Annotated in this window: 23 protein-coding genes; 15 read left to right on the top strand and 8 right to left on the bottom strand. The window is 42.5% G+C overall.

Annotation, left to right across the window (positions count from 1 at the left end):
* The first annotated feature begins 126 nt into the window (after positions 1-126).
* From H6G77_RS06225 to H6G77_RS06215, 3 genes are all read left to right on the top strand, one after another.
* Positions 127-1,146 (top strand): replication initiation factor domain-containing protein, encoded by a 1,020-nt coding sequence (locus H6G77_RS06225; protein WP_190871100.1) that lies wholly within the window; start codon positions 127-129, stop codon positions 1,144-1,146.
* Positions 1,147-1,768: 622 nt separating this feature from the next.
* Complete coding sequence (locus H6G77_RS06220; protein WP_190871099.1) at positions 1,769-2,005, top strand: hypothetical protein; 237 nt, start codon at positions 1,769-1,771, stop codon at positions 2,003-2,005.
* A gap of 144 nt (positions 2,006-2,149) precedes the next feature.
* Positions 2,150-2,431, top strand: a complete 282-nt coding sequence (locus H6G77_RS06215; RefSeq protein WP_190871098.1) for a hypothetical protein — start codon at positions 2,150-2,152, stop codon at positions 2,429-2,431.
* Between the two features lie 132 nt (positions 2,432-2,563).
* On the opposite strand, the gene H6G77_RS06210 is transcribed toward H6G77_RS06215, so the two are convergent.
* On the bottom strand, positions 2,564-2,719 hold the full coding sequence (locus tag H6G77_RS06210; protein ID WP_190871097.1) for a hypothetical protein: 156 nt from the start codon (positions 2,717-2,719) through the stop codon (positions 2,564-2,566).
* Positions 2,720-2,750: 31 nt separating this feature from the next.
* Here H6G77_RS06210 and lipA point away from each other — a divergent pair, with 31 nt between their 5' ends.
* The 6 genes from lipA to H6G77_RS06180 all read left to right on the top strand — a co-directional run bounded on the left by lipA (position 2,751) and on the right by H6G77_RS06180 (position 8,194).
* Positions 2,751-3,656: a lipoyl synthase gene (gene lipA, locus H6G77_RS06205; protein WP_190871096.1), complete on the top strand. Its 906-nt coding sequence runs from the start codon at positions 2,751-2,753 to the stop codon at positions 3,654-3,656.
* 46 nt (positions 3,657-3,702) lie between these two features.
* A complete protein-coding gene (locus H6G77_RS06200; RefSeq protein ID WP_190670416.1) occupies positions 3,703-4,626 on the top strand; it encodes an NAD(P)H-dependent glycerol-3-phosphate dehydrogenase in 924 nt (307 codons plus the stop codon).
* A 148-nt stretch (positions 4,627-4,774) separates the two neighbouring features.
* Positions 4,775-4,996, top strand: a complete 222-nt coding sequence (locus H6G77_RS06195) for a hypothetical protein (protein ID WP_190590037.1) — start codon at positions 4,775-4,777, stop codon at positions 4,994-4,996.
* Positions 4,974-5,231 carry a type II toxin-antitoxin system RelE/ParE family toxin gene (locus H6G77_RS06190; protein ID WP_190871095.1) on the top strand — a complete coding sequence of 86 codons (258 nt, stop codon included), beginning with the start codon at positions 4,974-4,976 and terminating at the stop codon, positions 5,229-5,231. The genes H6G77_RS06195 and H6G77_RS06190 overlap by 23 nt, the downstream gene beginning before the upstream one ends.
* 841 nt (positions 5,232-6,072) lie before the next feature.
* Positions 6,073-7,323 carry an RNA polymerase sigma factor SigC gene (gene sigC / locus H6G77_RS06185; RefSeq protein ID WP_190590036.1) on the top strand — a complete coding sequence of 417 codons (1,251 nt, stop codon included), beginning with the start codon at positions 6,073-6,075 and terminating at the stop codon, positions 7,321-7,323.
* Between the two features lie 415 nt (positions 7,324-7,738).
* A complete protein-coding gene (locus tag H6G77_RS06180) occupies positions 7,739-8,194 on the top strand; it encodes a Fur family transcriptional regulator (protein ID WP_062295370.1) in 456 nt (151 codons plus the stop codon).
* A gap of 169 nt (positions 8,195-8,363) precedes the next feature.
* Here the strand turns inward: H6G77_RS06180 and H6G77_RS06175 are convergent, their stop codons facing one another.
* Together H6G77_RS06175 and cobN are read right to left on the bottom strand one after the other, a co-directional pair.
* Positions 8,364-9,587, bottom strand: coding sequence for a peptidoglycan-binding protein (locus tag H6G77_RS06175; protein ID WP_190590035.1), 1,224 nt, complete (start codon positions 9,585-9,587; stop codon positions 8,364-8,366).
* A gap of 9 nt (positions 9,588-9,596) precedes the next feature.
* Positions 9,597-13,553, bottom strand: a complete 3,957-nt coding sequence (gene cobN, locus H6G77_RS06170) for a cobaltochelatase subunit CobN (RefSeq protein WP_190871094.1) — start codon at positions 13,551-13,553, stop codon at positions 9,597-9,599.
* A 136-nt stretch (positions 13,554-13,689) separates the two neighbouring features.
* Here cobN and H6G77_RS06165 point away from each other — a divergent pair, with 136 nt between their 5' ends.
* The 3 genes from H6G77_RS06165 to H6G77_RS06155 all read left to right on the top strand — a co-directional run bounded on the left by H6G77_RS06165 (position 13,690) and on the right by H6G77_RS06155 (position 16,884).
* Positions 13,690-15,636: a GAF domain-containing sensor histidine kinase gene (locus H6G77_RS06165; protein WP_190871093.1), complete on the top strand. Its 1,947-nt coding sequence runs from the start codon at positions 13,690-13,692 to the stop codon at positions 15,634-15,636.
* A gap of 171 nt (positions 15,637-15,807) precedes the next feature.
* Entirely contained in the window at positions 15,808-16,038 is a 231-nt protein-coding gene (locus H6G77_RS06160; protein WP_190590032.1) for a hypothetical protein, read from the top strand.
* A 159-nt stretch (positions 16,039-16,197) separates the two neighbouring features.
* Positions 16,198-16,884, top strand: coding sequence for an N-acetylmannosamine-6-phosphate 2-epimerase (locus H6G77_RS06155; RefSeq protein WP_190871092.1), 687 nt, complete (start codon positions 16,198-16,200; stop codon positions 16,882-16,884).
* A gap of 112 nt (positions 16,885-16,996) precedes the next feature.
* Here H6G77_RS06155 and H6G77_RS06150 read toward each other — a convergent pair whose 3' ends face one another.
* The 5 genes from H6G77_RS06150 to H6G77_RS06130 all read right to left on the bottom strand — a co-directional run bounded on the left by H6G77_RS06150 (position 16,997) and on the right by H6G77_RS06130 (position 22,892).
* The gene (locus tag H6G77_RS06150; protein ID WP_190871091.1) at positions 16,997-17,944 is read right to left on the bottom strand and encodes a D-2-hydroxyacid dehydrogenase; all 948 of its coding nucleotides are present in this window, start codon (positions 17,942-17,944) and stop codon (positions 16,997-16,999) included.
* A gap of 348 nt (positions 17,945-18,292) precedes the next feature.
* Complete coding sequence (locus H6G77_RS06145; protein ID WP_190590029.1) at positions 18,293-19,066, bottom strand: ATP-binding cassette domain-containing protein; 774 nt, start codon at positions 19,064-19,066, stop codon at positions 18,293-18,295.
* 82 nt (positions 19,067-19,148) lie between these two features.
* Positions 19,149-19,973, bottom strand: coding sequence for an aliphatic sulfonate ABC transporter permease SsuC (gene ssuC, locus H6G77_RS06140; protein ID WP_190590028.1), 825 nt, complete (start codon positions 19,971-19,973; stop codon positions 19,149-19,151).
* Positions 19,970-21,103: an FMNH2-dependent alkanesulfonate monooxygenase gene (gene ssuD / locus H6G77_RS06135; protein WP_190871090.1), complete on the bottom strand. Its 1,134-nt coding sequence runs from the start codon at positions 21,101-21,103 to the stop codon at positions 19,970-19,972. Before ssuD ends, ssuC begins: the two co-directional genes overlap by 4 nt.
* Positions 21,104-21,224: 121 nt before the next feature.
* Complete coding sequence (locus H6G77_RS06130; protein ID WP_190670346.1) at positions 21,225-22,892, bottom strand: iron uptake porin; 1,668 nt, start codon at positions 22,890-22,892, stop codon at positions 21,225-21,227.
* 1,023 nt (positions 22,893-23,915) lie between these two features.
* Here H6G77_RS06130 and H6G77_RS06125 point away from each other — a divergent pair.
* The 3 genes from H6G77_RS06125 to H6G77_RS06115 are packed head-to-tail and all read left to right on the top strand — an operon-like array spanning position 23,916 to position 26,896.
* Complete coding sequence (locus H6G77_RS06125; RefSeq protein WP_190670345.1) at positions 23,916-25,541, top strand: FAD-dependent oxidoreductase; 1,626 nt, start codon at positions 23,916-23,918, stop codon at positions 25,539-25,541.
* Complete coding sequence (locus H6G77_RS06120; protein WP_190670343.1) at positions 25,538-25,867, top strand: 4Fe-4S binding protein; 330 nt, start codon at positions 25,538-25,540, stop codon at positions 25,865-25,867. The genes H6G77_RS06125 and H6G77_RS06120 overlap by 4 nt, the downstream gene beginning before the upstream one ends.
* 18 nt (positions 25,868-25,885) lie before the next feature.
* The gene (locus tag H6G77_RS06115) at positions 25,886-26,896 is read left to right on the top strand and encodes an ABC transporter substrate-binding protein (protein ID WP_190590023.1); all 1,011 of its coding nucleotides are present in this window, start codon (positions 25,886-25,888) and stop codon (positions 26,894-26,896) included.
* Position 26,897: the final 1 nt, after the last annotated feature.

The following is a 26,897-nucleotide window of genomic DNA, read 5'->3' as shown; positions in this document are numbered from 1 at the left end:
AATCTTATATATTTGACCCCTATTGATAATGATATTTTTGTACTAGTGCATCTACGCTTCAAGGCATAAAAACACCCACAACGTTGCAACCGTGTGGGTTTCAGACTTCACCAATCAGAATTTTGTATGAAAAATATATCCGATTCTGGTGACTTTTTACCAGATGACATAAGCGATAGTAACAGCGATATTCACTTTAGTACAAGTCATAACGAGTGTGACTTATCTGGCAGTGAATCAAATAAAAAACTTTTTGGGCATATATATAGAACTGACAGCGTGTTGGATGGACACGCTACACCCGAAACCCTTGCCCAGCAACACTCTCAGCTTGCATACCCACACATAGACCACATCTCATTTACCAGTAACTTACCTACACAACAGGATTACCAAGCACTTGAAACCCTTGTCAGTACTACATTTGGCGGTATTCCTGGTAGTCCCTATCCGGTCAAGACTCAAGCAAAAGCGCATAAAAATACTGGCAACAATAACCGCACCAAAAAAGAACGGGGTTATCAGCTTTACTCTCACGCCATAGATTTCAGCAACGGTATACACCTTGAGTATTCATACCCAACAAAAGCTGATAACTCACCATTTGCCCTTAAAATGCGTTTTACCGTGCCTGGAAGTGTTTTAGGACAATTAAGTATATTACAACAGATACAAGCCTTAAAGACGCTCCTAGCTACCCCTAATGTGAAATTAACAAGGGTAGACCTATCTATAGACTTTTTTAACTTCCCTGAGCTACTTGCTAAGTTTGAGTGCGCTAGGGCAACTAGTAGTTTTTTTGGTGCTACTAAAACGCGGGTTGTAGGCTCAACAATTTACTTCGGCAGTAAAGACAGCGATAAGCAATTACGTATCTACGACAAGGCACTGCAATTAAAAATAAATTCCCAATGGTTGCGTTATGAATTACAGCTACGTAACGACTATTCAATAAAAGCTATTGACGCACTAATGAAACTTATTAACGACGGTGAAAATATTTCGGTTGCTATAGCGTTAATAGCGACAGATGAAAAATATTTTGATTTCAAAGACAAGACAAATAAAAAGCGTGACCGTTGTAAACGCTCTGATTGGTGGGAACAGTTATTACCTCAAAAAAATACCACCGTCGGAAAAATATAATCCTTATCAAACAACAGAGGTACATAAATATGGAAATATTGAATTTTTACACAGCGTTGACATATATGGAATTTAAACTGACCGTCATACATAAAGCTTTAGGTGAATGCAAAATAGTTAGTACTCATGATTCCCGTAGAGATGCCATGTACATTCAGTTCCCTTGCGGTCGTACAGTGCTGTGTGACTTAAGTTTCCTGTTTCGTTGCAAGTTATGAGGTGTATATATCCCTTTTTATTACGTCGATAAAATCGTCGATAAAATCGTCGATAATATAGTCGATAAAACAGACGTATTAAAACTAGGGATATACCCTCTATTGCCTAACCTTGTTACTGCTTATCAATTACCAGTGATTTACTCTGTTCTAACCAATCTCTGATACTTGCTCTTATCAGCCTATCCTTATCCCTGTGGTGGTTTTCAAGGCTTATTCTCACTGCTTTAAATCCACACACATTAGTGATTATCCTAGCTGTACCTTTTTGTCTTTTCGTATTATGAATTTCATGTGAATTTTCAAATAATATTCAGTGAAACTCAAAGAACAGCTATTGATTCACATTCGTTATTTTTTATAGGGTAAAAAACAGCATTTACCATGTATGTCTACCCTATACTATGCCTGAATCCACACCTCTTTTTACAATCAAATCAATGGTTAGAAACCCTGAGATTTACGAACAGTGGAGTGAAGCGTTAAAGCATACCGATTGCCCTGATGACATTATTGCTCTGGCTTCCGCTATTGCCTCTAACACTAAAACCGATAATCCTAATTTTGGGCGTAATTGGGGGGATAAGAAAATCATTACAATAGCACTCAACTATTTATTTAAAGCAGTTCAGCAATCCTAATCACTGACGCTGATATTTTTTTCACCACTGTACTAGCTGACGGTGGTTTTTTTATTTTTATCGCTGTACCTCCTTACCCTTGACATAGTTCTTATTTTGTCACATAAATAAGAATATGCCTATTATACAAGGGTTTCAGGTTATATGCCAAGAGGAATACCAGCAGCAGGCAAGCGTAAGCCGGGCGGCGGTCGTAAGCTTAAATACGGTGAGAATACCACTCAAGTCAGAGTTCCACTTAGTATTGCAAGCAAGATTGATGAGCTATTGTGCTTCCTTACTGAATTAGACGATGAGATTGCCCAATGGGAAGCCGAAATACAATCAAAGGATTTAAAAACTAACCCACGTTACAGTAAAGCGGCTGTCTTAGCTGCTTCTATAAGAGAAAAAATCAATGCTTTAAAGGCTGATACCACAGAGTAAGGTTGTCTATATTCTGGTTGATATTCCCGTCTGTTTTATCGTCGATATTACCGTCGATAAAATAGACGATAAAATAGACGCTGCTATCCCACGGTGTATGACATGAGATTAAAATAGTTAAACCCTCAAAATTTAACTCGCCCTAGCTTCTAGCAAGCTAGTTGTTTGCTGTTTAATTTTTTTGAGCATTCGTTGAGCATTTTCTCTAGCTACAAAATAATGCTCGAAATGAAACCCAAAATGCCAAATATTGCTGTTTTGAGCATTAGATGAGCATTTAAGAGACACATTAGGCTGAAAGTGTTGATTTAGCGTACTTATGAAAAAGCCAGACTGGTTGCGAGTTAAAGCGCCTCAATGGGAGCGCGTTGGTAACGTTAAAGAAATTTTGCGGGATTTAGCACTCAATACGGTTTGCGAGGAAGCATCCTGTCCCAATATTGGTGAGTGCTTCAATGCGGGTACTGCCACTTTTTTGATTATGGGGCCAGCTTGTACCCGTGCTTGTCCTTACTGTGACATTGATTTTGAGAAAAAACCAAAACCTTTAGATCCTACAGAACCAGCCAGATTAGCCGAAGCAGTCCGCCGTATGAGGCTAAATCATGTGGTGATTACTTCTGTTAACCGAGATGATTTACCTGATGGTGGTGCTTCGCAGTTTGTCGAGTGCATTACGGCGGTGCGGAATGTGTCACCTCACACCACAATTGAGGTATTAATTCCTGATTTATGTGGTAACTGGGATGCTTTGGCAATAATTCTACAAGCTAACCCAGAAGTAGTTAACCATAATACAGAAACGGTTCCTCGCCTGTATCGTCGGGTGCGTCCCCAAGGAAAATACGATCGCACATTGGAATTATTGCAGCGATCGCGGCAAATAGCACCTTGGCTCTATACTAAATCGGGCATCATGGTAGGACTTGGCGAAACCGATAGCGAAATTCGCCAAGTGATGCAAGACTTACGCGCAGTCGATTGTGATATTTTGACAATTGGGCAATATCTCCAACCCAGTCAAAAACATTTGCAAGTCGATACTTTCATTACCCCAGAACAATTTGCTGCATGGCAAGCCTTTGGTGAAGAACTCGGATTTTTGCAAGTCGTTTCTTCTCCCTTAACCAGAAGCTCATATCATGCAGAACAAGTCCGGGAATTAATGGAACGTTATCCTCGACGAGTGCTGAGTGCTGATAAATCAGTTATCAGTCATCAGTAAACAGGGAGTAGACTTGATAACTGATAACTGATAACTGATAAAAGTGGTGCAAGAAACTACCATTGCAATTTTAGGTGCAGGTGCTTGGGGTACAGCTTTAGCAAATCTAGCAGAGGCCAATGGTCACAAAGTTAGGCTATGGTCACGTCATGGCACAGAAACACTAGAAGCTGTTCTCCAAAATGCTCAAATAGTGCTATCTGCTATTTCCATGAAAGGGGTAAGAGATGTTGCTTTGCAAGTAAAATCTTGTCCCCTTTCACCAGAAACAATTTTTGTCACAGCAACCAAAGGCTTAGAACCACAAACAACTGCTACGCCGTCACAAATTTGGCAAGCTGCATTTCCTGATCATCCAGTAGTGGTATTATCTGGCCCGAACTTATCAGCAGAAATTCAACAATCATTACCAGCTGCAACCGTAGTGGCCAGCAACATCACCACTGCGGCGGAAAAAGTGCAGTTAATATTTTCTGCACCACGTTTCCGGGTTTATACAAATCCCGACCCCCTGGGTGTGGAATTAGGGGGAACACTCAAGAATGTGATGGCGATCGCAGCTGGTGTCTGCGATGGCTTAAAATTGGGAACCAACGCCAAAGCTGCTTTAGTCACCCGTGGACTTACAGAAATGGTTCGCATCGGCAATTTTTTAGGTGCGAAAACGGAAACTTTTTATGGTTTGTCTGGTCTGGGAGATTTGTTAGCTACCTGCAATAGTCCTTTGAGTCGTAACTACCAAGTCGGCTATCAAATGGCTGGTGGTCAAACCCTGACAAATGTCCTCGCTAATTTGCCAGGAACGGCCGAAGGAGTTAACACTTGCCAAGTTCTGATGCAATTAGCAAAGCAGCAAAATATTTATATGCCAATTACAGAGCAAGTTTATCGCTTACTCCAAGGTGAAGTTACTCCTCAACAAGCACTCGATGAACTAATGCTACGAGATATCAAGCCGGAATATCACTGAGTGAGTCAAAAGTAAAAAGTTAGAGATAAAGGAGATTACATGGAACTTTCTGTTATGCTTTTTCTCCCTGTACTACTGAGTATTTGAGAGATTATGCAAAAAATTGATTGTGATACCATAAATTCAACCTGAAGCATGAGTTTTTCTTATGGCTACCTTACGAGACATTGAAGCAGCCATCAAACAATTACCTGAAAGTGATATCCGCCAACTCTCTGTGTGGCTACAAGAGTATTTGGATGAGATGTGGGATCAGCAAATTGAAACAGATGCAGTGTCAGGAAAGTTGAATAAGCTGATTGCTAAAGCAGAGGCAGATATTATAGATAACAAAGTAAGGGATCTTGATGAAGTCCTTCACAACCCCTGACTTTTGGCAAGCCTATGCAAAATTAGCTCCAGAAGTGAAGGAACAAGCAAGAAAAGCATATCAACTTTGGCAAGAAAATCCTGTGCATCCTTCTTTACACTTCAAAAAAGTAGACAAGAATCTATGGTCTGCGCGTATTAGTGGTGGTTATCGCGCATTAGCTTTGAAAAAGGACGACGATTATTATTGGTTCTGGATTGGTAATCATGACGAGTATGAAGCTCTGCTGAATTAGACGATAATTTCAGCTATCAATTACAGATGATATAGGACTCATATTTGATTTATGAAAAAAACCAGTACACCCAGGTCAGGCTTTTTTCCTACTCCCTACTCCCCATTCCCTACTCCCTGCCTATCGCGCTTGCGCTGCGCTTCTCTGCGAGACGCTTTGCGAACGCGCACCACACAACTAGATTCAGAAATCAAATCGGATTCCTTCCTATACTCAACCGAGTTTGGTAGCGAGTTGAGGCGGCTACATTAGATATAAGAATAATGTCCAGGGTGCGATCGCCCAAAATTGGTGTAGCAACCTGACTGGGATGAAAAGCTATTCATCATTACTTTTTCCTCGGTTGCCTACTTTGCCTGTCTAAACTCTGCCTTTGTTTTACTTCACATATTCCCGAAAAATCCCTAGACAGAAAATACTAAATCGTCAGGAAATTACTTTAATAACCATGTAGATATGACTAACCCAATGTTAAACATAAATTTACTGACAGATGTTTATACCAGTTAAAAAAGTAACACTTAATACATATTACGTCGAAATGCTGATTAGGTAGCTCAGAATTTAAAGCTTATCTGTAGATTTGAATAGCTATTGGTTCAATCAAATGTTCAACGGCCGAAGGATTTCGGCATTAATGTTGGAAACACTAGTGCAGTTTTTGAAAAAAAATTGTATTGGAATCCTCTACCGTGTTATTTCATCGTGAATCACGGGAACAATAGCAACAGTTGATTTTGATTAGCTGACCCTTCGGGGAACGCAGTCGCTTACGGAGGTTATATCCTCCCGCCGCGCTGACTCACCGTAATCTATTGTTACCTGGAGCCATTGAGACGATATGCCAGCAACATCTTTTTACCCGGATGCCGCCTACAATTCCCAAAAGTCCCGCCAGGTTTTAGACCCAGATATCACGGTTGACGACGGTGATTTATCGGTCGAAGAGCTTCACGATTTGGAGATAGTTTCTGTTGACCCTGCTAGTTTTGGCGCAAATACTAATCGCCGCAGTACAGACCTGGTACGTCTATATCTTCAGGAAATTGGACGAGTCCGGTTGTTGGGGCGTGATGAAGAAGTTTCAGAAGCTCAAAAAGTTCAACGTTACCTACGGATGCGGACAGTACTTGCCAATGCTGCCAAGCAAGGTGATGCTGTAGTTGAGCCTTATTTGCGATTAATTGAAGTTCAAGAGCGTTTAGCATCGGAGCTTGGCCACCGTCCATCATTAGAAAGATGGGCTAATACTGCTGGTGTGCAAGTGTCGGATCTCAAGCCGATTTTGTCAGAAGGTAAACGCCGTTGGGCAGAAATTGCCAAAATCACAGTCGAAGAATTGGAGCAAATTCAATCTCAAGGACTGCAATCTAAAGAACACATGATCAAGGCGAATCTACGTCTTGTGGTTTCTGTTGCCAAGAAATACCAAAATCGTGGCTTGGAATTATTAGATTTAGTCCAAGAAGGAACTCTTGGTTTAGAAAGAGCCGTAGAAAAATTTGACCCCACCAAAGGTTATCGCTTTAGTACTTATGCTTACTGGTGGATTCGTCAAGGGATTACAAGAGCGATCGCAACTTCTAGTCGCACAATTCGCCTCCCAGTTCATATTACAGAAAAATTAAACAAAATTAAAAAAGCGCAACGCAAAATTGCTCAAGAAAAAGGTCGGACTCCGACTTTAGAAGACTTGGCAATTGAATTAGAAATGACACCATCTCAAGTGAGAGAAGTGTTGTTGAGAGTGCCACGTTCTGTTTCTCTAGAAACCAAAGTTGGTAAAGATAAAGATACAGAGTTAGGAGAATTGCTAGAAACCGATAGCGTGACTCCTGAAGAAATGTTAATGCGAGAATCTTTACAAAGAGACTTGCAAAATCTGTTAGCTGATTTAACTAGCCGCGAACGAGATGTCATTCTGATGCGGTTTGGTTTAGCTGATGGTCATCCTTATTCTTTAGCCGAAATTGGCCGCGCCCTGGATTTATCACGGGAACGAGTACGCCAAATTGAATCGAAAGCTTTGCAAAAGCTCCGTCAACCCAAGCGTCGTAATCTCATCCGCGACTATCTAGAGTCTCTGAGCTAATTGATGTATGAAGTGTAAAGTGTGTAGACGCGCTTTGCGTGGCTTCCTGTTCGCGTAGCATCTCCCTTGGGAAGAAGGGTAGCGTGACGTATGAAGATGAAGTTTTATCCTTCATTCTTTACACTTCTATAGATTGTTGACTTTGGATTCTTCCGTTTTAGCACAGTTAATTTGGATTTTAGTGCTAAAAATTCTCTAGCTTATGAAAAACTTTTGCAGCTAGTCTTGGCTATACTGCCAGACACTGCTGCTGAATTGTCCGAGAGTATGGGATCGCTACTCAAGTAGGGATTTAAGAACTTTACGGATTATTTATGGGAACTTAACAAAGATTGTCAATAAGCATTGTTTGTTGCAAATTGCTCCGAACATTTGTTATATTCTCAACTAATAGGCTTTGTTGAGAAAAATTAGTATGACTGTCTACACAACTACTTCACTCAAAGCAGAGTTAAATGAAAGAGGCTGGCGTTTAACTCCCCAACGAGAAACAATTTTACACATTTTTCAAGAGCTACCACAAGGTGAACACCTCAGTGCCGAGGATCTTTACCATCGATTAGAAACCGATGGCGAAGGTATCAGCCTTTCAACTATCTACCGGACGCTGAAGTTGATGGCACGGATGGGCATTTTGCGGGAATTGGAATTAGGCGAAGGTCATAAACATTACGAAATTAACCAACCTTACCCGCACCATCACCACCATTTAATTTGTGTCCGGTGCAACAGTACAATTGAGTTTAAAAACGATTCGATTTTAAAAATTGGTGCGAAAACTGCTCAAAAAGAAGGGTTTCATTTACTCGACTGTCAAATGACCATTCATGCAGTATGCCCCAAGTGCCAAAGGGCATTAATGCCGCTATAGCATTGGGGCAGGATAACCAAAGAATTTTGGATTTTAAATTTTGGATTTTGGATTGATCAATCAGCCAATCTAAGACTCAATTGGTGATAGACCAAAAAATCTAAAATTGGCAGAGTTATCGGAGGGAAGCAACCTATTGGGGATTCACATCGACAAGCCATAGCGGATGTTAAAAGCGTCCGCTTCTAATATCACTAAGACTGACACCGTAAAATTCTTGGGCTTGCTTAATGGCTTTTCTTGTGTCTTCTGCCATAACACCATTGAGCTTTCCTTTATAAAAGCCCTTGTCTCGCAGCCGTCGTTGAATTTCTAAAACACTAAAGTCGCTTTTGGGCGCATTGCTCACCTTACTATATAACCTAGCTCTGGTGGTAGGGCCAGCAATTCCACTGGCGGCTAAGTAATTGTCAGATTGGAAGCGGCGTACAGCATCGGAAGTGTAAGAACCAAAGTAGCCGTTTGGTTCTCCTTGTAAATATCCGGCTTTAATTAATTGTTCTTGCAGCATTCTCACGGCTTCACCGCGATCGCCCATGCGAAGATTATCTTTATCAGCTGCACGTCTTGGCGGAGCATCTTCACCATAACCTACACCACTCCCTGGCAGTTTGCTGATAGTTGCCGGGCCAACAATCCCATCAACGTTTAGTTTATAGGCTTCTTGGAACCGCTTCACCGATTCTTCGGTAATGGGGCCAAATATCCCTGTCGCATTTCCGTAGTAGTAACCTGCTACCCGCAATTTTTCTTGCAGAACTCTCACTTGTTCCCCTTCATCACCTCTCATCAGGTATTGAGAATTACTGCGTTTGGTAGCTTGGGTTGTGGTTTTGTTGACTGATGTACTAGATGTACTAGCAGCCGCAACTCTTGTGGTTTGAGTTGTCCGCACAACTGTTGGTTTTTTTGTACTAGATGTACTAGCAGCCGCAACTCTTGTGGTTTGAGTTGTCCGCACAACTGTTGGTTTTTTTGCTTGGTTGGTTGCAGACGACTTACGCCAGTTGTCTAGTTTTTGGATTGCACTTGCACCCATCACGCCATCAACAGGTAAACCCGCAGCTTTTTGGAAGCGTCGGACAGCTTCTTCTGTGGGGAAATCGTAAACTTGCGTGATAGGTGCTTGATAAAAGCCTGCTTGTTGGAGTTTTTGTTGCAGACTTCTCACAGAAGGGCCTTGATCTCCTCGCTCTAGAGCCAAGACACTATTAACACTACTGAGAATAGACAAGGTAAGCGCCAGAGGTAACATATACTTCCAAGCCTTACCAGAGAGTTTACTCCAGTCTGGGGCTGAGGCTTTGTTTAATAAATCACTCAGCAACACCAAGTCACTGGATTCACAGTCTTCATAGGCGAAAGCTAGGTGCAAATATGCAAGGTTGTCCATAGTAGATTCCTACACCGTTGATTTGTCTGGAATATATTTTTCTTCGATGGCTGCTTCTGCTTGATGTACTAAATTTCTTAAATTTTCCAGTGTCAGTATATCGACATTCTCCCATAAACCACGCTGGTGTGCTTCAAGTAATCTTTCAGCAATATCACGCAACGCATGAGGATTATTGTACTGAATAAATTCGGAAACGGTAGTATCAAATAAATAAGACTCCGCTATCCCTTGATACATATAGTCTTCTACGCATTTGGTCGTGGCATCGTAGGCGAATAAAAAATCAACAGTTGCTGACATTTCAAAGGCACCTTTATAACCGTGGCGCATAACTCCGGCAATCCACTTAGGATTAATCACACGGGAACGATATACTCGCGCAATTTCTGTTTGCAGTTTGCGGATGCGGGGATTAGCGGGAATAGAATGATCACCGAAGTAAATTTGCGGATTTTTACCTTGCAAAGAACGGGCAGCAGCCGTTAAACCACCTTGAAATTGATAATAATCATCAGAATCGAGCAAATCATGTTCGCGGTTATCTTGGTTTTGCAGAACAATTTGCATTTGCTGTAAACGTTGCCCAAATGCTTCTGGCGCAGCAATTCCGGTGAGTTTGCCCTTTTCTTGGCTGGCAGTAATGCTGCTGTAGGCGTAACAACTCCAGTTGATGTAGGCGCGGGCTAAATCTTGGTCATCAGTCCAATTTTGCGATTCCATTAAACCTTGGAGTCCCGCACCGTAAGCACCGGGTTGAGAACCAAAAATGCGATAACGCGATCGCAACTTGGCCTCTGATTCTGGTAATCCTTGCGTTACCCAATACTCTGTATCTTGCTGCACTTGCACTGCTAAGGGATTTTCCTCTGGCGATTCATCCAATGCGGCGACTGCGATCACTGCTTGTTCAAATAAGTCAATCAGATTGGGGAAGGCATCACGGAAAAATCCAGAAATTCTTAAGGTAACATCTACACGCGGACGACCCAAAATCGACAGGGGTAAAATTTCAAAATCGATGACTCGCCGCGCCGCACCATCCCACACAGGACGCACACCCAACAAGGCTAAAGCTTCAGCAATGTCATCACCACCAGTCCGCATGGTTGCTGTCCCCCACAAGGATAAGCCTAGTGTTTTGGGATACTCCCCATGTTCTTGTGTGTAAGTTTCAATTAAGTTCTCTGCTGCTTTTCTACCAACATCCCAGGCTGTTTCGGTGGGTAAGGCGCGGATATCTACTGAGTAAAAGTTTTTGCCTGTGGGTAAAACTTCTGGTCTGCCGCGTGTGGGTGCGCCGGAAGCGCCACTGGGGACGTATCCGCCGTCAAGTCCATGCAGTAAATTGGTGATTTCTGCGGGGGTTTGTTGGAGGGCGGGGAGGAGTTTGGTGTTGATCCAGTCTAGGGTTGTGTTGAGTGCTGAGTGCTGTACACTGAGCGAAGTCGAAGTGTGAGTGCTGAGTGCTGAGTGGGGGAGTTGTTCTACTAGTTCGGCGGCTTGTTGTTCTAGGAGTTCGACTACATCGCCGATGGTGCGACAGGATTTTATTTTCGCGCAAAGGCGCAAAGGCGCGGAGAGTGATTCTGAGGGGGTGAAGGGGGCGCTAAATTCGTCGGTGAGGGGGTCGATGTCTAATCCCCAGGCTTGGGACAGGGCGCGGGTGATGCCGATGGAATGGCGGTTGGGGATGCGAGCGATCGCAACTATTAAGTCGCGTAGTTGTCTATCTTGGGGACATTGCCCGAATATATGCAAACCGTCGCGGATTTGAGCTTCTTTGAGTTCGCATAGATAACCATCTAATGAGTTTAATATTGATAATTCAAAGTTGAAGATGGCTTCTTTGTTTTCTAGTCCTAAGTCGAGGTGGAGGTTTTCGTTGATGACGAGTTCGCGGATGCGATCGCGGATGGCTGGTAATCGAGAAGGATCTAAACTTTCGGCTTCGTAAAATTCATCAATTAAGTTTTCTAATTGTTGCAAAGCCCCATACAATTCTGCACGAGTCATTGGTGGTGTGAGATGGTCGATAATCACCGCTTGGGCGCGGCGTTTGGCTTGGGAACCTTCACCCGGATCATTAACAATAAAGGGGTAGAGGTGAGGCATTGCACCAAAAGCAACTTCGGGATAACAATCGCTGGATAAAGCTAAACTTTTCCCTGGTAGCCATTCCAGGTTGCCATGTTTGCCAAGATGTACCACAGCATCCGCACCAAAGTATTCTCTTACCCAGTAATAAAAGGCTAAATAAGTGTGGGTTGGTTCTAAATCTGGGGCGTGATAATTCAAACTAGGGTCGATATCATAACCCCGCGCTGGCTGAATCCCAATGAAAATGTTGCCGAGTTGGATTCCGGGAATGGGAAAAGGAGAATGGGGGTAAGAAATTTCTTCTTGATTCTCTACTCCCGACTCCCCACTCCCGACTCCCCACCGTTCCTTAATACCTTGTTTAACTGATTCTGGTAATGAGGCGAAATATTCCTGATATGCTTCATTTGAAAGACTTTGCTGAATGGGGCGTAATTCTCTGGCTTCGGGGTCATTGGTTACGCCATCTGTAAGAAGTTTGATTAATTCGTTACCATCTTTTGGCAAGTCATCTACTGCATAACCAGCCATTTGTAAGGCTTTGAGAACTTCTACGCAACTGGCGGGAGTATCTAAGCCAACACCATTAGCAAGGCGACCATCGCGGTTTGGGTAGTTAGCCAAAATTAGGGCAATGCGCCGTTCTTGTGGTGGTTTAGTTCTGAGACGTACCCAATTAGCCGCAAGTTGAGCGACAAAATCGATGCGATCGCTCACTGGTTCATAAACAACGACATCTGTTTCTAGGTCAGAATTGCGTGTTTGCAAAGCTTTAAAAGATACTGCGCGGCTGATAATTCTGCCGTCCACCTCTGGTAGTGCCACATTCATAGCAATATCACGGGGAGACAAACCTTGAGACAGTGACTCCCACTGTTCCAGCGAACCTCCACTGAGAATTACTTGTAAAACTGGCACATCTAGTTTTTGCCAAATTTCTGTTTCGGGTGCTTCTGTGTCTAAACGCGCCAAAGAAAAACTAGTAGTATTCAACAGGATGGCTATTTGTTCAGCATCTTTTGGCTGGAAAATTTCACTCAATTCATCTTGTACACTGGGGTCACGTAATGAAGAAACAAACACTGGCACTGGTTGTAAGTTTCTGTGCGCTAAAGCTGTACACAAAGCATCAATCACATGAGTATTTCCCGCCAGATAATGAGCGCGGTAGAACAAAATACCCACTTTGGGGATTGGGGAGTCGGGAGTTGGGAGTCGGGAATCGGGAAGAGGAAGTTCGGGATTTTTCTTTCTGTATTCCTCCTGTGTGAGTAAGGCTGTTTCACCACTCCCCACTCCCCACTCCCTACTCCCAATTGTCCATTCATACAACCCCACACGAGGAACAATTTGCGGTGGTAGGGGTTGAAAGGATGTTTCTAAACAAGTGTCAGCAATAAATTGCAAAGCATTAACAAAATTATTAACACCGCCTTCATTGAAGTATTGCCATGCTTGGTTAACAATCTCTACAGGTACAGTAGATTGAGCAACTAATTCTGGGTCGAGGGCATCATCTCCAGGCATTACAATTAAGGTTGTACCGTTACGTTGTACAATTTCCTGCACGACTTCTAAACCGTAACCCCAATATGCACGTCCGCCTAAAAGACGTAAAATAATTACCTCGGCAAGTTCTAAAACTTGCTCGCTGTATGTGTCAATAGTGATTTGTTGTTGTAACTGCAATAAGTTAGCGACTCTTAATGCAGGAAAATTCGTCGGTAATTTGGTAACTGCTGCTGCCAAAGTTTGAATGTCAGTATCCGCAGCCGTAATAAATATAAACGGTGCTGGAGTTTGTTCTAAAAACATTAAACTTTCTGACTGATTCCATCCGACTGATTTAGCATTTATTCGGTGCATGATCCCGCCTTACCGTCTTAAACTGTTGGTTAGAACACGATTTAAAGAACATTTCAGCCTAGCACAGCCAGTTGCTAAACAAGAGGTAACACCTCCCATAAACTGGTTCTTCAACCCCTCTCACTAGACCTTGAAAATGCTTAGTTCACCTGATTTGAGCTTTTCTCAAAATTTGCCTTTAGTTGTATTTAATCAGCTTGGGGAATTGTTACAGCAAATGGCTCAATCTGTGGAAAGTTCTGTGCTAGTGCTGACAGAATCTGTGCTGGCTAGAGTTCTCATAACTGAAGAATGGCAAAGTCAAAGATTCACTTTGGTGGTTTCAGAACAGTTTAGTGCGCTGTTACGAGGCGCTTTGACGCAGGAGGAGCAAGAAGCAGAAGAAAATCCCCACTCCCCATTCCCAACTCCCAACTCCCAACTCAGCACTAGCTTGACGTTTAATTCAGAAGCGATCGCCGACTTTGTTAACAATTTGAAGGGTTTGTTTGCTAGTGATTGCGAGACTTATCAAAATCTTGACTACTACAGTCAAATTCTCCGCCCTAATGATGCTACCCTTCAAAGTCGATTCACGCTGTTGTTATTAGAGTATCTGCTACCTCAAAAACATCAGGCGGTAACAGAATCTTTTAATACCAGTCAGTCAGAGAATGCTTGTCAAGCGATTGAAATTGCTTTACAAAAACAAATCTCCCAAGAGCGATTGTTAAATCAAGTCACAACTCAGATTCGCAAAAGTTTAGATTTGCCAGTGATTATGGCAACTGCGATCGCCCAAGTGCGTGAGTTTTTGAAGTTAGACAGGTTAGTAATATATAAATTTGAAAGGTCAGGGGTCAATACCCAAAACTCTACAGCAAATGGGCAGAGTCCTACTCCATCCCTGATCTCAGACTGGCAAAAGTATGGTGGTTGCATTGTTTATGAAGTCAGGGCGACGGATGAGATTTCTTCGGTGTTACATTCCCAAGAAACAACTTGCTTTACTCGCCATTCGCTTTGCTGGGAGAAGTATCGCCAAGGTTTTACCTTAGTGGTGGAAGATGTGGAAAAAACTTATGCGCTGGAAGAGTGTTTGTTGAACTTTCTCCGCGCTAATCGAGTTAGGGCAAAGTTAGCAGCCCCAATTATGTTTGAGGAAAAACTCTGGGGTTTGTTAATTGCTCATCAGTGCGATATTCCGCGCCAGTGGACTGACAATGAGCGAAATTTACTTTCTTCCATTGCTGAACAATTAGCGATCGCTATTCATCAATCAGAGTTAATGCGATCGCTCACTCAAGAAAAACAAACGCTCGAACAACGGGTGTTAGAGCGTACAATGGCTTTACGTGATGCTTTATTGGCTGCTGAAGCTGCCAGCCGTTTACGTAACGAATTTCTTGCCACCATTAGTCATGAATTACTCACACCGTTAACTTATGTAATTGGGATGTCTTCTACTTTGTTACGTTGGCCGATAGGTGAATTGAGCCAACGACAACGAGATTATCTGCAAACCATCCACGACAGTGGCGAACATTTATTAGAAATGATTAACGACATCCTGGATTTATCACAAATCGAGGCTGGAAAAACAGTTTTAAATATTAATGAATTTTCTTTGGCAAAGATAGCGGAAAGTGCTATATCCGCCTTAATTGATAAAGCGAATAACCAACAAGTTACCCTCAAACTGGATTTACTAATTGATCCTCGACGCGATATCTTTAGTGCTGATGCCGAGCGTATCGAACAAATTTTATGGAATTTGTTAACCAATGCGATTAAATTTACACCAGAAGGTGGCAGTGTTACTCTCAGAATTTGGGTAGAAGATAATACTGCTGTTTTTCAAGTTGAAGATACAGGAATTGGGATTTCTGAAGAGCAATTACCATTAATGTTTGAGAAATTTCAGCAGTTAGATACGCCTTATCGTCGCCGTTATGAAGGTACCGGATTGGGTTTAGCTTTAACTAAACAACTGGTAGAATTGCATCGGGGTCGAATTGAAGTAGAATCGACTGTGGGTATCGGCTCTATTTTTACTGTCTGGATACCTCCCCAATCTGCGAAAGTTCTCAGTGCTGATTCATAACTGGTGAATTTTGCGATCGCTCCAGTTCAGTTGTTAAAAAAATATTTTGTTTGCTCACGTAAAGACAAGGGAGAAAAGGGAGACAAGGGAGATAGATATTTGTAAATGATTTAGGGTTGCTATACGTAATCAATGTGAATATGAAAGTCAAATACAAATAAAAATTCTACTATGGCAGAAATTGAAGACTTGGGTGTAAGTGTAGAAGAATATTTAGATGGATTGGCCGCAGGCATTGACATTTTGGAATTGAAGCGGTTAGAAGCCAAGGGGATTCCTACCCATTTAGCTTTAGAATTGATGGAAATTACGCCAAAAGTAATTGATGGCACAGCTACTCCTGAAGAAGTTGTCAGAGGATTAATGATTCTGACTCCATCTCTCAGAGAGCAACTGGAATAATTGAGATTGTATAGGACTCATATTTGATTTATGAAAAAAATCAGTACACCCAGGTCAGGCTTTTTTCCTACTCCCTACTCCCCATTCCCTACTCCCAGCCTACACAACTAGATTCAGAAATCAAATCGGATTCCTATATATACAGTAGTTCTATCTCAAATGACCAATGACCACTTAATTCATACCTTAAAAAACGGACTGATTGTATCTTGCCAAGCGCCTGTTGATTCACCTCTACATGAACCAACTATTATTGCTGCAATGGCGCAGGCTGCGGTTAATAATGGTGCTGTTGGTGTACGTATAGATACTCCAACTCATATCCGTGCGGTAAGAGAGCGAGTGCAAGTGCCGATTATTGGGTTATGGAAACAAGTAATTCCTAAATACGATGTATACATTACACCTCAGTTTCATCATGCTGCGGCGGTGGCGGTGGCTGGAGCCGATATAATTGCGATCGATGCGACAACAAGGCCTCGTCCTGATGGTGAGACAGTGGCAGAGATGATCAGCCGCATACATCAGGAATTAGAGAAACCAGTGATTGCTGATGTGGATACAATTGAAGCCGCTAAAGCCGCCGCCTCTGCTGGTGCAGATATTGTAGCGACGACTCTTTATGGCTATACTCCCAAAACTAATAATGATTCTCCACCTAGCTGGGAACTTTTAACTCAGATATTAGAGGAGTTAAAAGTTCCGATAATTTGTGAAGGAGGAATTTCTTCACCGCAAATGGCACGCCACGCTTTAAATTTAGGTGCTTATGCTGTTGTAGTTGGTACTGCAATCACTGGCATTGATTTGCAAGTGAAGAATTATCAACGAATCATGCAAAACTGAGGATAATGTTGAATACTATTCCACGGAATTCCTGATACAAATTCCTTGACCTGCTCTTGCTACTCTAGGGCAGGTTTATTTCAGACAATCAGCTAAGAATGCTACCTTCTTTCTAATACCCTGCTTGCTTATCTACGACATTGCGTAAAGGCTGAGAAGTTTGGTAGCGGTTGAAGTTGTCCAGAAATAATTCCACTGAACGCTGTTTGACTTTGGGAGAATGACCAGAACAGTGAGGGGTAATAAAAATATTGGGGACTGACCACAAAGGGCTATCATCTGGTAATGGTTCTGTAACTACTGTATCTAAAGCAGCACCAGCAATCCAACCTTCGGTGAGGGCTTTGATTAATGCTGATTCATCAACCACAGCACCACGAGCAATATTAATCAGATAAGCATGAGGCGGCAGCGATCGCAATACAGTCTCATCAATTAAATTATGGGTTTCTGCTGTCAGAGGTGTTGCAACTACAACATAATCCGCCTCTGGTAAATATGAACGCCATTCATCAACACCGACAACCTGATCAAAATTTGCTAATTCTTGTGGGTGGCGACGAGTACCAATAATTTTCATCCCAAAAGCTTTAGCGCGAGCAGCGATCGCTTGACCAATACCACCAGCACCGATAATTAACAAAGTAGCATCAGTTAATTCTTGAATCGGAAAACCTCTTTTCCAGTGGTGTTCTGCTTGTAACGCTTGCAATTCAGCCAGATTTTTAGCATGAGCAAGTATATAAGTTAAAACAAATTCTGCGATCGGAATTGCATGAACACCTGCACCATTCGTCAGAATCAAGTCCCGTTCTAAATAAGTCGGAGTCAAAATATGATTTACTCCTGCATTCGGCGCATGATGCCAACGTAAAGCGGGTGCTGCTGCTAACACTTTATGCAACACATTGCTTTTGAGAAAAAACCAACTTAAATAAATCTCTGCATCCGTCGCATTTTGATCAAGATTGCCATCACTATCAACCAGTACAACCTTAGTATCTGCCGATAGATGTGGCTCAATTTCGGCAGCGATTTCGATAGGCAAAATGATTTTCATAGTTTAAGTCACCGAATTACAGGGTCGTTTTTTCTTGTGCGGAAACTTGACTGGGATCAGGATATGATGGCGTAGATTTTTCTATGGACTTACGCCTCAAAACGAAAAATCAAGGGTTGTGGCGAGGGTTCAGGGGTATAGGGGAGCCACTGGCGTGGGCGGGTTTCCCGACTTGAGCCAAGTGGCGTGTGTACTGATTCAAAATCCTTACACCCCAAACCCTTTCACCCTTACACCCAATCTCCACAGATAATCTTTGTGCGTAAGTCCTGTTCTATCTACACCATCACAACCCCTACACTCCTTTGTCACACCCTTTACTTTTCCTATCACCACATTATTCTTGAATTAATAACTGCCCAACTGCAATAATTCCTTGTAAGCATAGCTACCTTCTCGATTCATTACTTGGTCGAGAATTGTTTCTCTGATGCTCACAAATACTTCATTACCTCTATCTCTGGGGCGAGGGAGATTGACAGGTAAATCAAGAGCGATTCTGCCGTCTTCAATTAAAATTACACGGTCTGCTAAGGCTACAGCTTCTTCCACATCATGAGTTACTAAAAAAGCTGTAAACTGCTGTTCTTGCCACAGTTTTTCAATCAATTTTTGCATATCAATTCGAGTCAGAGCATCTAACGCGCCTAGAGGCTCATCTAATAGTAATAAACGGGGTTGACTCACTAAGGCTCTAGCTAAAGATACCCTTTGTCTTTGTCCTCCAGAGAGTACGGATGGCCATTCTTCCCCTCTATCATCCAATCCCACCTGTTCTAATGCCCACTGGGCTTTTTCGCGCCAATTGTTTTGTAATCCTAAGCCTACGTTTTGAATGACGCGCTTCCATTCCAACAAGCGGGGATCTTGGAACATCACTCTGACGGAACTACTCAATTTCCGTAATGGTTCTCCATCTAACAGAATCCCGCCAGCACTTGCTTTTTCTAACCCAGAGACAAGGCGTAATAAGGTACTTTTACCACAACCACTACGTCCAACAATGGCAACAAATTCTCCAGGTGATACTTCCAAATTAATGGAATTTAAAACAGTTTTTTTACCGAAAGCCTTCGTTAAATCTAAAATACTTAGTTGGGTTCCTTGTGGATGAATACTCATAATACCTCCTTAGTACATTGTCCATTTTTGTTTGTGAGAAAGCCTACTCCCTACTCTCTTTTCTGATGAGAAGTGAGAATTACTAGACATTTTGATAATTAGGATGCCAAGCCAACCATTTTCTTTCTAAAAATCTGGCAGTTGCATCTGCTAATTTGCCTAACAAGGCATAAATAAAAATACTCAAAACTACAACATCAGTTTGCATAAATTCACGGGCATTCATCGCCATGTAGCCTAATCCAGAATCAGCAGCGATTGTTTCGGCAACAATCAGTGTTAGCCACATAATTCCTAAAGAAAAGCGTACACCGACAAGAATTGAAGATAATGCCCCTGGTAAAATGATTTGCCACAAAAGTTGTACGGGCTTTAATCCATAGACTCGTCCCATTTCAATCAATCCTGGATTGACGCTACGAATCCCATGAAATGTATTTAAATATAAAGGGAAAAATACCCCCATAGAGACAAGAAATAATCTGGCTTGATCACCAATACCAAACCATAAAATTACTAGGGGAATTAATGCCAAGTTAGGGATTGTTCGCAGCATTTGTAATGAACTATCCAAGAGTTTCTCCGCAACAGGAAAAATCCCATTGAGTAAACCCAAACTAAACCCAATACTGCCCCCAACTAAAAAACCAGAAATTGCTCGTCCGGCACTAATCCCTATATGTTGAAATAATTCGCCACTGGCAGCTAATCTAAGTGCTGTAATTACTACACCACTGGGCGCAGGTAAAATCCGATTGGAAAGTAAACCAACTCTGGATGATAACTCCCAAAGTATGACCACACTAATCGGCACAATCCAAGGGACTATTTTTTGGACTTGCTGATTTTGGAATAACTCACTCAGCGAGATGCTGATATTTTTGGTGTTTTTTAAGGTAATAGTCATGAGGCACTCGTTAGTTGTTTCGCAAATTTTTCACTGGCGATAGAAGTCAAAACTGGTTGTGTGGATGGTGCCGGTTCAGTTTGCAACGGCAGGTGCGGAAATAATAATTCGGCAGTCCGATAAGCTTCTTCTAGATGGGGATATCCAGAAAATATGAAGGTTTCTATGCCTAGTTTTTGATACTCCAACATCCTGGCGGCTACGGTATCGGGATCACCAACTAATGCTGTACCAGCACCACCTCTGACTAATCCAATTCCTGTCCAGAGGTTAGGGCTAATTTCTAGAGTTTCTCGACTGCCGTTATGTAGTTGTGTCATCCGTCGCTGCCCCTCGGAATCGGAACTAGCAAAGGCTTTTTGGGCTTGGGCGATCGCATCTTCATCGACGTATTTAATCAACTCGTTGGCTGCATCCCAAGCGGCGGACTCAGTTTCCCGCACAATGACGTGCAAACGAATCCCAAAACGCACGCTTCTACCTTGGGCTGCTGCTAGTTGCTTAACTTCAGCAATTTTTTGGGCGACTTGTTCTGGGGGTTCTCCCCAAGTTAAATAAGCATCTACGTGTTTGGCGGCAACACGCTGGGCTGCTGCTGATGAACCGCCAAACCACAGTGGCGGATAGGGTTTTTGCAGGGGTGGAAATAACAGTTTAGCGCCTTGAATATCAAGGTATTTACCTTGGAAATCCACTGTTTCCCCACTCATAATTCCCCGCCAAACTGTGAGGAATTCATCAGTTAAGTCATAGCGATCGTCATGACTTAGATGCAAGCCATCCCCTGCTAATTGCTTTGGTTCTCCACCTGTGACGACGTTAATTAGCAATCGCCCATGCGACATTCGGTCAAACGTTGCTGCCATCCTTGCCGCAAAGCTGGGTGAACTAATTCCAGGACGAATCGCTACTAAAAACTTCATCCTTTTGGTAACAGAGATGAGTGAGGCGGCTGTTATCCAAGCATCTTCACAAAAAGGCCCTGTGGGCAATAAAGCGCCTGTATAGCCTAAGTTATCTACAGCTTGGGCAATTTGCTGTAAATACTCTGGAGTTGCATCCCGTCCCCCAAGTTGTGTTCCTAAATATTGTCCGTCACGCGCCGTAGGTATAAACCAAAGAATTTGCATTATTGTTAAGCTAACTTAATAAACTACGGTTTTTCGGTAGAGTTACCGTATTTAATAGTGATGATTATACCGTAAATCATGAGAAACACAAGTCCAAATTTGACAATTTCTTTTTTTTGTCTTAGAAGCTAAAGGTAGTCCGCAATGCACCTACCCAAATTGCATCATTAGCATCGTTATGTTCTGGACTTGTAATCACATAAAAAGTTGGTGTCACCCGCACGTTATCATTCACGCGGAATGTATAAAAAGCTTCTAAATGTAAAGACGTATCTGGGTCTTCCCGACGTGCGGCGTTTGCTCTAGGCCGATAATCGTTGCTCGTAACTTTTGGTGGTACACCCACGATAAATCCACCAACATTACCTTCTTTAAATAAGTCTGGAAAAGCAAGTGTGAGTGCGCCATTAATGATTGTGGCATCGTTATCAGGGCCACTTTCTTGATGAGCCAATGTATAGCCAAACCAACCACCGACAACAACGCGGCGGCTGGCTCTCCAATTAAATTGCAACCCAAAATTATCGGTTGAGGTGGAGTTTTGTTCAAACGGATTTCTGGCGAAAGCACTACCTGTACCACCAGTTAAGTTAAACCCAGTTCTAGTCCCAAAATATTTATGTGCGTAGGTGAGACCAATATCTAACTGACGGCTGGGCGATAAAGTTAGCTGACTGAAAATGATGTTATTAGCATCAGTAAATCCGTTACCTGTGCCACTAGGATTACTAGCCTGGAGGTTATCGGCTGTGTAGCCTAAACTCAATTGTATTTGATTACTAAATTTGTAACCCAAAGCCGCACCAGCACCATCAAAACCAGGTCTGTAAACAGTTGGGTTAAATGTGGCAAATCGAGAAACAGCGCCATTTAGCCCACCTATAGCAGAGTTTAAAGTTGGAGCATAAAGAGCTGGTTGCAATGCTCTTGGCCCTACCCAAATAGTGGCATTTTTCCCTAGAGGAAAACGGTAGACTAATTGGCTTAGAAATACGCCTTCATCATTACCTCTATCAAATGTGAACCGCGTCATGGCTGTGCCAGTGCTGCTGGTTAAGTTAGGAATAGTGTTGGATGATAAGATGGCTGAAAGTTGGTCTCTGCCCGTAAAGCTAGTTTGTAAAATTAACCGAGAGCGATAGCCAAAAACGGTTTGAGTATCATCTTTTGTATCATTGGCGGGGCGATTGTTGGCGCGATCGCCAAAGGTATCAGCTACTATAAATACAGCATCACCCACTAGTTTAGTCGTAGTAGAAAATTGATTGGCTTCTACTTCCGCAGTCCGCGCTTCTAAACTATCTAGTCTTGCGCGTAATTGTTGTAATTCCGGGGCAAATTCTGCTTGTAGTTTTTCCAGTGTCGCTAAATCTTCTTTCTTAACTAAATCAGCAGTATTAGAAGCAATCAACTCACTCAGGCGGTCAAGTGCAGCATTTAAACCTGCGGCGAATTCATAGCGACTTAAAGCACGGTTGCCTTTAAATGTACCATCTGGATAGCCTGCGATCGTACCATAGCGTTCTACCAGAGATTGCAAGGCCTGAAATGCCCAATCTGTCGGTCTGACATCAGATAGTTGCGAAACTGATGTCACTTGTCCAGTCATTTCAGTGGCAGAATTGTTGACTTCTTCAAGTTGCGTAATTGTCTTGGGGATTTCTTGTGTTGCTTGAGTTTCTGTTGGTGTGACGTTAGAAACATCTGCATTTGCTACTGAAGATAGAAATAAAAATCCATAAAAAACGGTGGGGATCACTAGCAAATGTTTCCACAAAAATTTAGACATGGGTTGTTCTCACAAAATCTGGATTTATGTTCTAGCAAAGGTAATAAAACCTTATGTAAGAGCAAAAATAGGGATGATATTATTCCTGGAATTTATGTTTTCCAAGTTATTTAGTTGCAATATTTACTTGTTAACTATCAATCAATTTTTACAAAACAATTTTGTCAGCATGAAGGAATGATAATTTTAGGAGTTAAGATGCTGAGACAAAACAGAAAACATTGATCAAGCAAAGAATCGATTATCCTGGATTTTTGGGAAATTCCTATTTATGATTCCTGATTGCTGAATTCTTAAAAAATAATTAAACACTGAATCAATGCAGATGCTGATAAATTTTGTTTCCGACAATCCAAATCCTTTAGTTCCATAGATTATTAATTCAATTGCCCCGATTGAACTAATAAAATATTATTGATGATTCATTTTTTCAGATTTTATGGTGTATTTGTCAAGCGAAAAATTCAAATTTTTATACAAATTTCATGACAAATAAAAGTTGTTTGGAGAAAATTACACATTTCTAGTAAAAATTTTTAACTGGCATAATTCGGCTTGTAAATCTAGTGATAATATCTCGAAGTACCTAGTTGATATCAATTTCTGCCAACTCAACAAACATCAGAGTCGGGTTGGTAATGATAGATAAATAGCCCAAACTTGGTTTATGTTTGATACTAGATACTTAAACAACGGTAAATCGATAGAGTTTATGTTGTTTAGGATTACTCTTGTGATATTTGCATAAACTAATGTAAAAAGCAAGCCATTTGTCTGGGCATAAAGGCTGCTTCATATAACGTTACTTGGGAATTGATCAAAGAGGCTTGCTTTTTTTAGAGAACCATGAGAGACTTCGTTATGGTTAAAACTACGGTAAATTGGTCAAGTTACCGTATTAATAAGACAAATCTGCTAATCATCAGCCACAAAAACTGATGTACTAGGACTGTTATTAAGCAGTTAGCAGAGTAAGAAAAGAATTTTCTCCGGTGTGCAGCTATCAATGGGGAGAGAAGGTGAATGTTGAAGACGTTGGTAAATAATTTTGCACTCAATTTAGAGGCAGATGTACTTGTAATTGGAGGTGGCCCGGCAGGTACATGGGCTGCTTGGAGTGCTGCGTCTGGTGGGGCGAGGGTGGTATTGGTAGACAAAGGTTACTGTGGTACGTCGGGATGTGCGGCGGCCTCTGGTAATGGCGTGTGGTATGTACCACCCGAACCAGAAGCACGAGAGACTGCAATGGCGAGTCGAGAATCATTGGGGGGATTCTTAGCCGATCGCAGTTGGATGAAGCGTGTTTTGGATCAGACATTTACGAACGTCAACTTATTAGCTGATTGGGGTTATCCCTTCCCCACCGATGATGAAGGTAAACCATATCGGCGATCGCTCCAAGGACCAGAATATATGCGGCTAATGCGGCGGCAAATTCAACGGGCTGGAGTCAAAATCTTAGACCACAGCCCCGCCTTAGAACTGCTGGTAGACGCAGAAGGCAAAGTTGCCGGCGCAACGGGGATTAACCGCCAAACTCATGAAAAGTGGAAAGTCATTTCAGGAGCGACCATCATCGCCACAGGTGGTTGTGCATTCTTGAGCAAAGCGTTAGGGTGCAACATCCTAACTGGGGATGGTTACTTGATGGCGGCAGAAGCAGGTGCCGAAATGTCGGGTATGGAGTTTTCCAATGCTTACGGCATCTCTCCTGCCTTTTCCTCAGTCACCAAAACCCTCTTCTACAACTGGGCTACCTTTACCTACGAAGATGGCACGCCCGTACCTGGCGCAGGTTCCCAACGTGGACGTTCTGTGATTGCAGAAACCTTACTGCAACAGCCTGTTTACGCAATTTTAGATCAAGCGTCCCCAGAAATGCGCTCATCTATGCGTTCAGCCCAGCCCAACTTCTTCTTACCCTTTGATAGAGCGCGAATCGACCCATTTACCCAGCGTTTTCGCATTACCTTACGCCTAGAAGGTACAGTACGCGGTACAGGTGGCATTCGGATTACCGATGACACCTGCGCTGCTTCCGTTCCTGGATTGTATGCAGCTGGTGATGCGGCTACCCGCGAATTAATTTGTGGTGGGTTTACAGGTGGCGGTAGCCATAATGCAGCTTGGGCAATTTCCTCTGGTTATTGGGCGGGAAATTCGGCGGCGCAGTATGCCTTAAACTTAGGACAGCAAGCAAATCAACGCCTAGTTCGCGGCGTGGGTGAAGCAGCATTACAACCCAAAGCTGAGAACGCTTCTAGCCCAAACATCAACGAATTTATCCAAGCCGTACAAACCGAAGTCTTCCCCTACAATCGCAATTACTTCCGCACAGAAAAAGGCTTATCCGATTCTCTTTCCCGCCTGGATAACCTGTGGCAAATAATCCGCGATACCCAAATAGAAGACAGTCAACTCATCCGAGCGCGAGAAGCCGCCGCAATGGTAGCGACAGCAAGATGGATGTACAACAGTGCCTTAGAACGCAAAGAAACACGGGGTATGCACAAACACCAAGACTATCCCCAACAAGATGCGAATCAACAGCATTACTTAATTAGCGGTGGTTTAGATCAAGTTTGGGTCAAAACTCAACCACTCAGCAGTACCGATAAATCTTTATCAGTAGCAGGAGCAGCAGCGTGATTGAGTTAGTCAGCGAGTCACGATGTATTCAGTGTAATCTCTGCGTTAACGTTTGCCCTACCAACGTATTTGATATTGTACCTGATGCACCGCCCACAATTGCACGTCAAAGCGATTGTCAAACCTGCTTTATGTGCGAATTGTACTGCCCCGTTGACGCTCTTTATGTAGCACCAGACACGGAGCTACAAACCTCAGTTAACGAGGCAGAATTGGCGGCTACCGGATTATTGGGCAGTTACCGCAAAAATGTTGGTTGGGGAAAGCAGCAAACTTCTACTGCCAAAACCGACCAAACATTTCAAGTCTTAAAACAGATGAAATAAGGAGTAATCAATATAGATATGCTGTCGTTCGCAGTAGGAAATAGTTTCTTCAGACCAAAAACAATATCAACTGTAGTTGTTTGCTTCCTGCTGCTACTAACAACAGCTTGTAGCCAAGGCAGTAATAATTCTAAAGTCCAAGCGGAAAATGTTAGTCCGGCTGTAACTACCTTACGTATAGGCTATGTGGGGAGTGCAGAACCTACAGGGCCTTTAGGTTGGGCAAAAAAACAAGGAATATTAGAACGAGAACTGCAAAAATCTGGATTTCAGAATATTACCTTTGCCAGATTTGGTAACGGCCCAGATTTAAATGAGTCTCTGGTTGCAGGACAAATAGATGTTGGTTTTTTGGGGGATACACCAGCCATCGTTCTGAAAGCTAGGGGTATTGATACTAGGTTGCTGCGGATTACTCAATTTAATAACACCGCTTGGCTAGTAGCGAAAAAAAACGGGGCAAATTCTTTGACTGAGCTAAAAGGGCAGAGAATAGCTACCCAAAAAGGCTCATATATGCACCGCTACCTGTTGGGTCTATTAGATCAGACAAAATTGGCTAAAGATGTCAAAGTTGTTCACTTAATGAGTACCGAGGCAAAGTCAGCTTTAGAACGTGGTGATATTGCGGCTTATGCAACTTCTAGCGATATGGGGCCTTTTCTCAAATCCCAAGGGTTTCCGATAATTGATTCATCGGCAGATCATCAAGGTTTGTCGGGGACATCATTAGTAGTTGCAACAGAAAAGTTTCTCGCCCAAAAGCCGGATTTTCCCCAAAAATTCAATACAATCCTGACAACATCTGTCAAAGATTTAAAAGCTAACTCCGAAGAATATTACAAATATCACGCTCAGACTAGTAAATATCCAGTCAACATTATCAAGACATCTTACCCACTTAATCAAGTGCCTGAAGAACCATTTCCATCTGAAGGCGTGAAACTTTTAGAAGGTACGAAAAATTTTCTGGTAGCGCAAAAGTTAGCGAAGTCAGACTTTGCTTTATCAGATTGGATGGTGAAATAGT

This window comes from Aulosira sp. FACHB-615, from assembly GCF_014698045.1.
Classification (GTDB): Bacteria; Cyanobacteriota; Cyanobacteriia; order Cyanobacteriales; family Nostocaceae; genus Nostoc_B.
Note: the sequence above shows the minus strand (reverse complement) of the source record. Positions and strands in the feature narration are given on the sequence as shown.

Excerpts from the sequence above, each read along its gene's own strand:
- H6G77_RS06195 (WP_190590037.1), top strand. The coding sequence starts at position 4,775 with ATGGCTACCTTACGAGACATTGAAGCAGCCATCAAACAATTACCTGAA.
- H6G77_RS06150 (WP_190871091.1), bottom strand. The coding sequence starts at position 17,944 with ATGAAAATCATTTTGCCTATCGAAATCGCTGCCGAAATTGAGCCACAT.
- H6G77_RS06130 (WP_190670346.1), bottom strand. The coding sequence starts at position 22,892 with ATGTCTAAATTTTTGTGGAAACATTTGCTAGTGATCCCCACCGTTTTT.
- H6G77_RS06225 (WP_190871100.1), top strand. The coding sequence starts at position 127 with ATGAAAAATATATCCGATTCTGGTGACTTTTTACCAGATGACATAAGC.
- H6G77_RS06215 (WP_190871098.1), top strand. The coding sequence starts at position 2,150 with ATGCCAAGAGGAATACCAGCAGCAGGCAAGCGTAAGCCGGGCGGCGGT.
- H6G77_RS06155 (WP_190871092.1), top strand. The coding sequence starts at position 16,198 with ATGACCAATGACCACTTAATTCATACCTTAAAAAACGGACTGATTGTA.
- H6G77_RS06125 (WP_190670345.1), top strand. The coding sequence starts at position 23,916 with ATGTTGAAGACGTTGGTAAATAATTTTGCACTCAATTTAGAGGCAGAT.
- H6G77_RS06160 (WP_190590032.1), top strand. The coding sequence starts at position 15,808 with ATGGCAGAAATTGAAGACTTGGGTGTAAGTGTAGAAGAATATTTAGAT.
- H6G77_RS06165 (WP_190871093.1), top strand. The coding sequence starts at position 13,690 with ATGCTTAGTTCACCTGATTTGAGCTTTTCTCAAAATTTGCCTTTAGTT.
- H6G77_RS06190 (WP_190871095.1), top strand. The coding sequence starts at position 4,974 with ATGAAGTCCTTCACAACCCCTGACTTTTGGCAAGCCTATGCAAAATTA.
- lipA (WP_190871096.1), top strand. The coding sequence starts at position 2,751 with ATGAAAAAGCCAGACTGGTTGCGAGTTAAAGCGCCTCAATGGGAGCGC.
- ssuD (WP_190871090.1), bottom strand. The coding sequence starts at position 21,103 with ATGCAAATTCTTTGGTTTATACCTACGGCGCGTGACGGACAATATTTA.
- H6G77_RS06175 (WP_190590035.1), bottom strand. The coding sequence starts at position 9,587 with ATGGACAACCTTGCATATTTGCACCTAGCTTTCGCCTATGAAGACTGT.
- H6G77_RS06115 (WP_190590023.1), top strand. The coding sequence starts at position 25,886 with ATGCTGTCGTTCGCAGTAGGAAATAGTTTCTTCAGACCAAAAACAATA.
- H6G77_RS06220 (WP_190871099.1), top strand. The coding sequence starts at position 1,769 with ATGCCTGAATCCACACCTCTTTTTACAATCAAATCAATGGTTAGAAAC.
- ssuC (WP_190590028.1), bottom strand. The coding sequence starts at position 19,973 with ATGACTATTACCTTAAAAAACACCAAAAATATCAGCATCTCGCTGAGT.
- sigC (WP_190590036.1), top strand. The coding sequence starts at position 6,073 with ATGCCAGCAACATCTTTTTACCCGGATGCCGCCTACAATTCCCAAAAG.
- H6G77_RS06180 (WP_062295370.1), top strand. The coding sequence starts at position 7,739 with ATGACTGTCTACACAACTACTTCACTCAAAGCAGAGTTAAATGAAAGA.
- H6G77_RS06145 (WP_190590029.1), bottom strand. The coding sequence starts at position 19,066 with ATGAGTATTCATCCACAAGGAACCCAACTAAGTATTTTAGATTTAACG.
- cobN (WP_190871094.1), bottom strand. The coding sequence starts at position 13,553 with ATGCACCGAATAAATGCTAAATCAGTCGGATGGAATCAGTCAGAAAGT.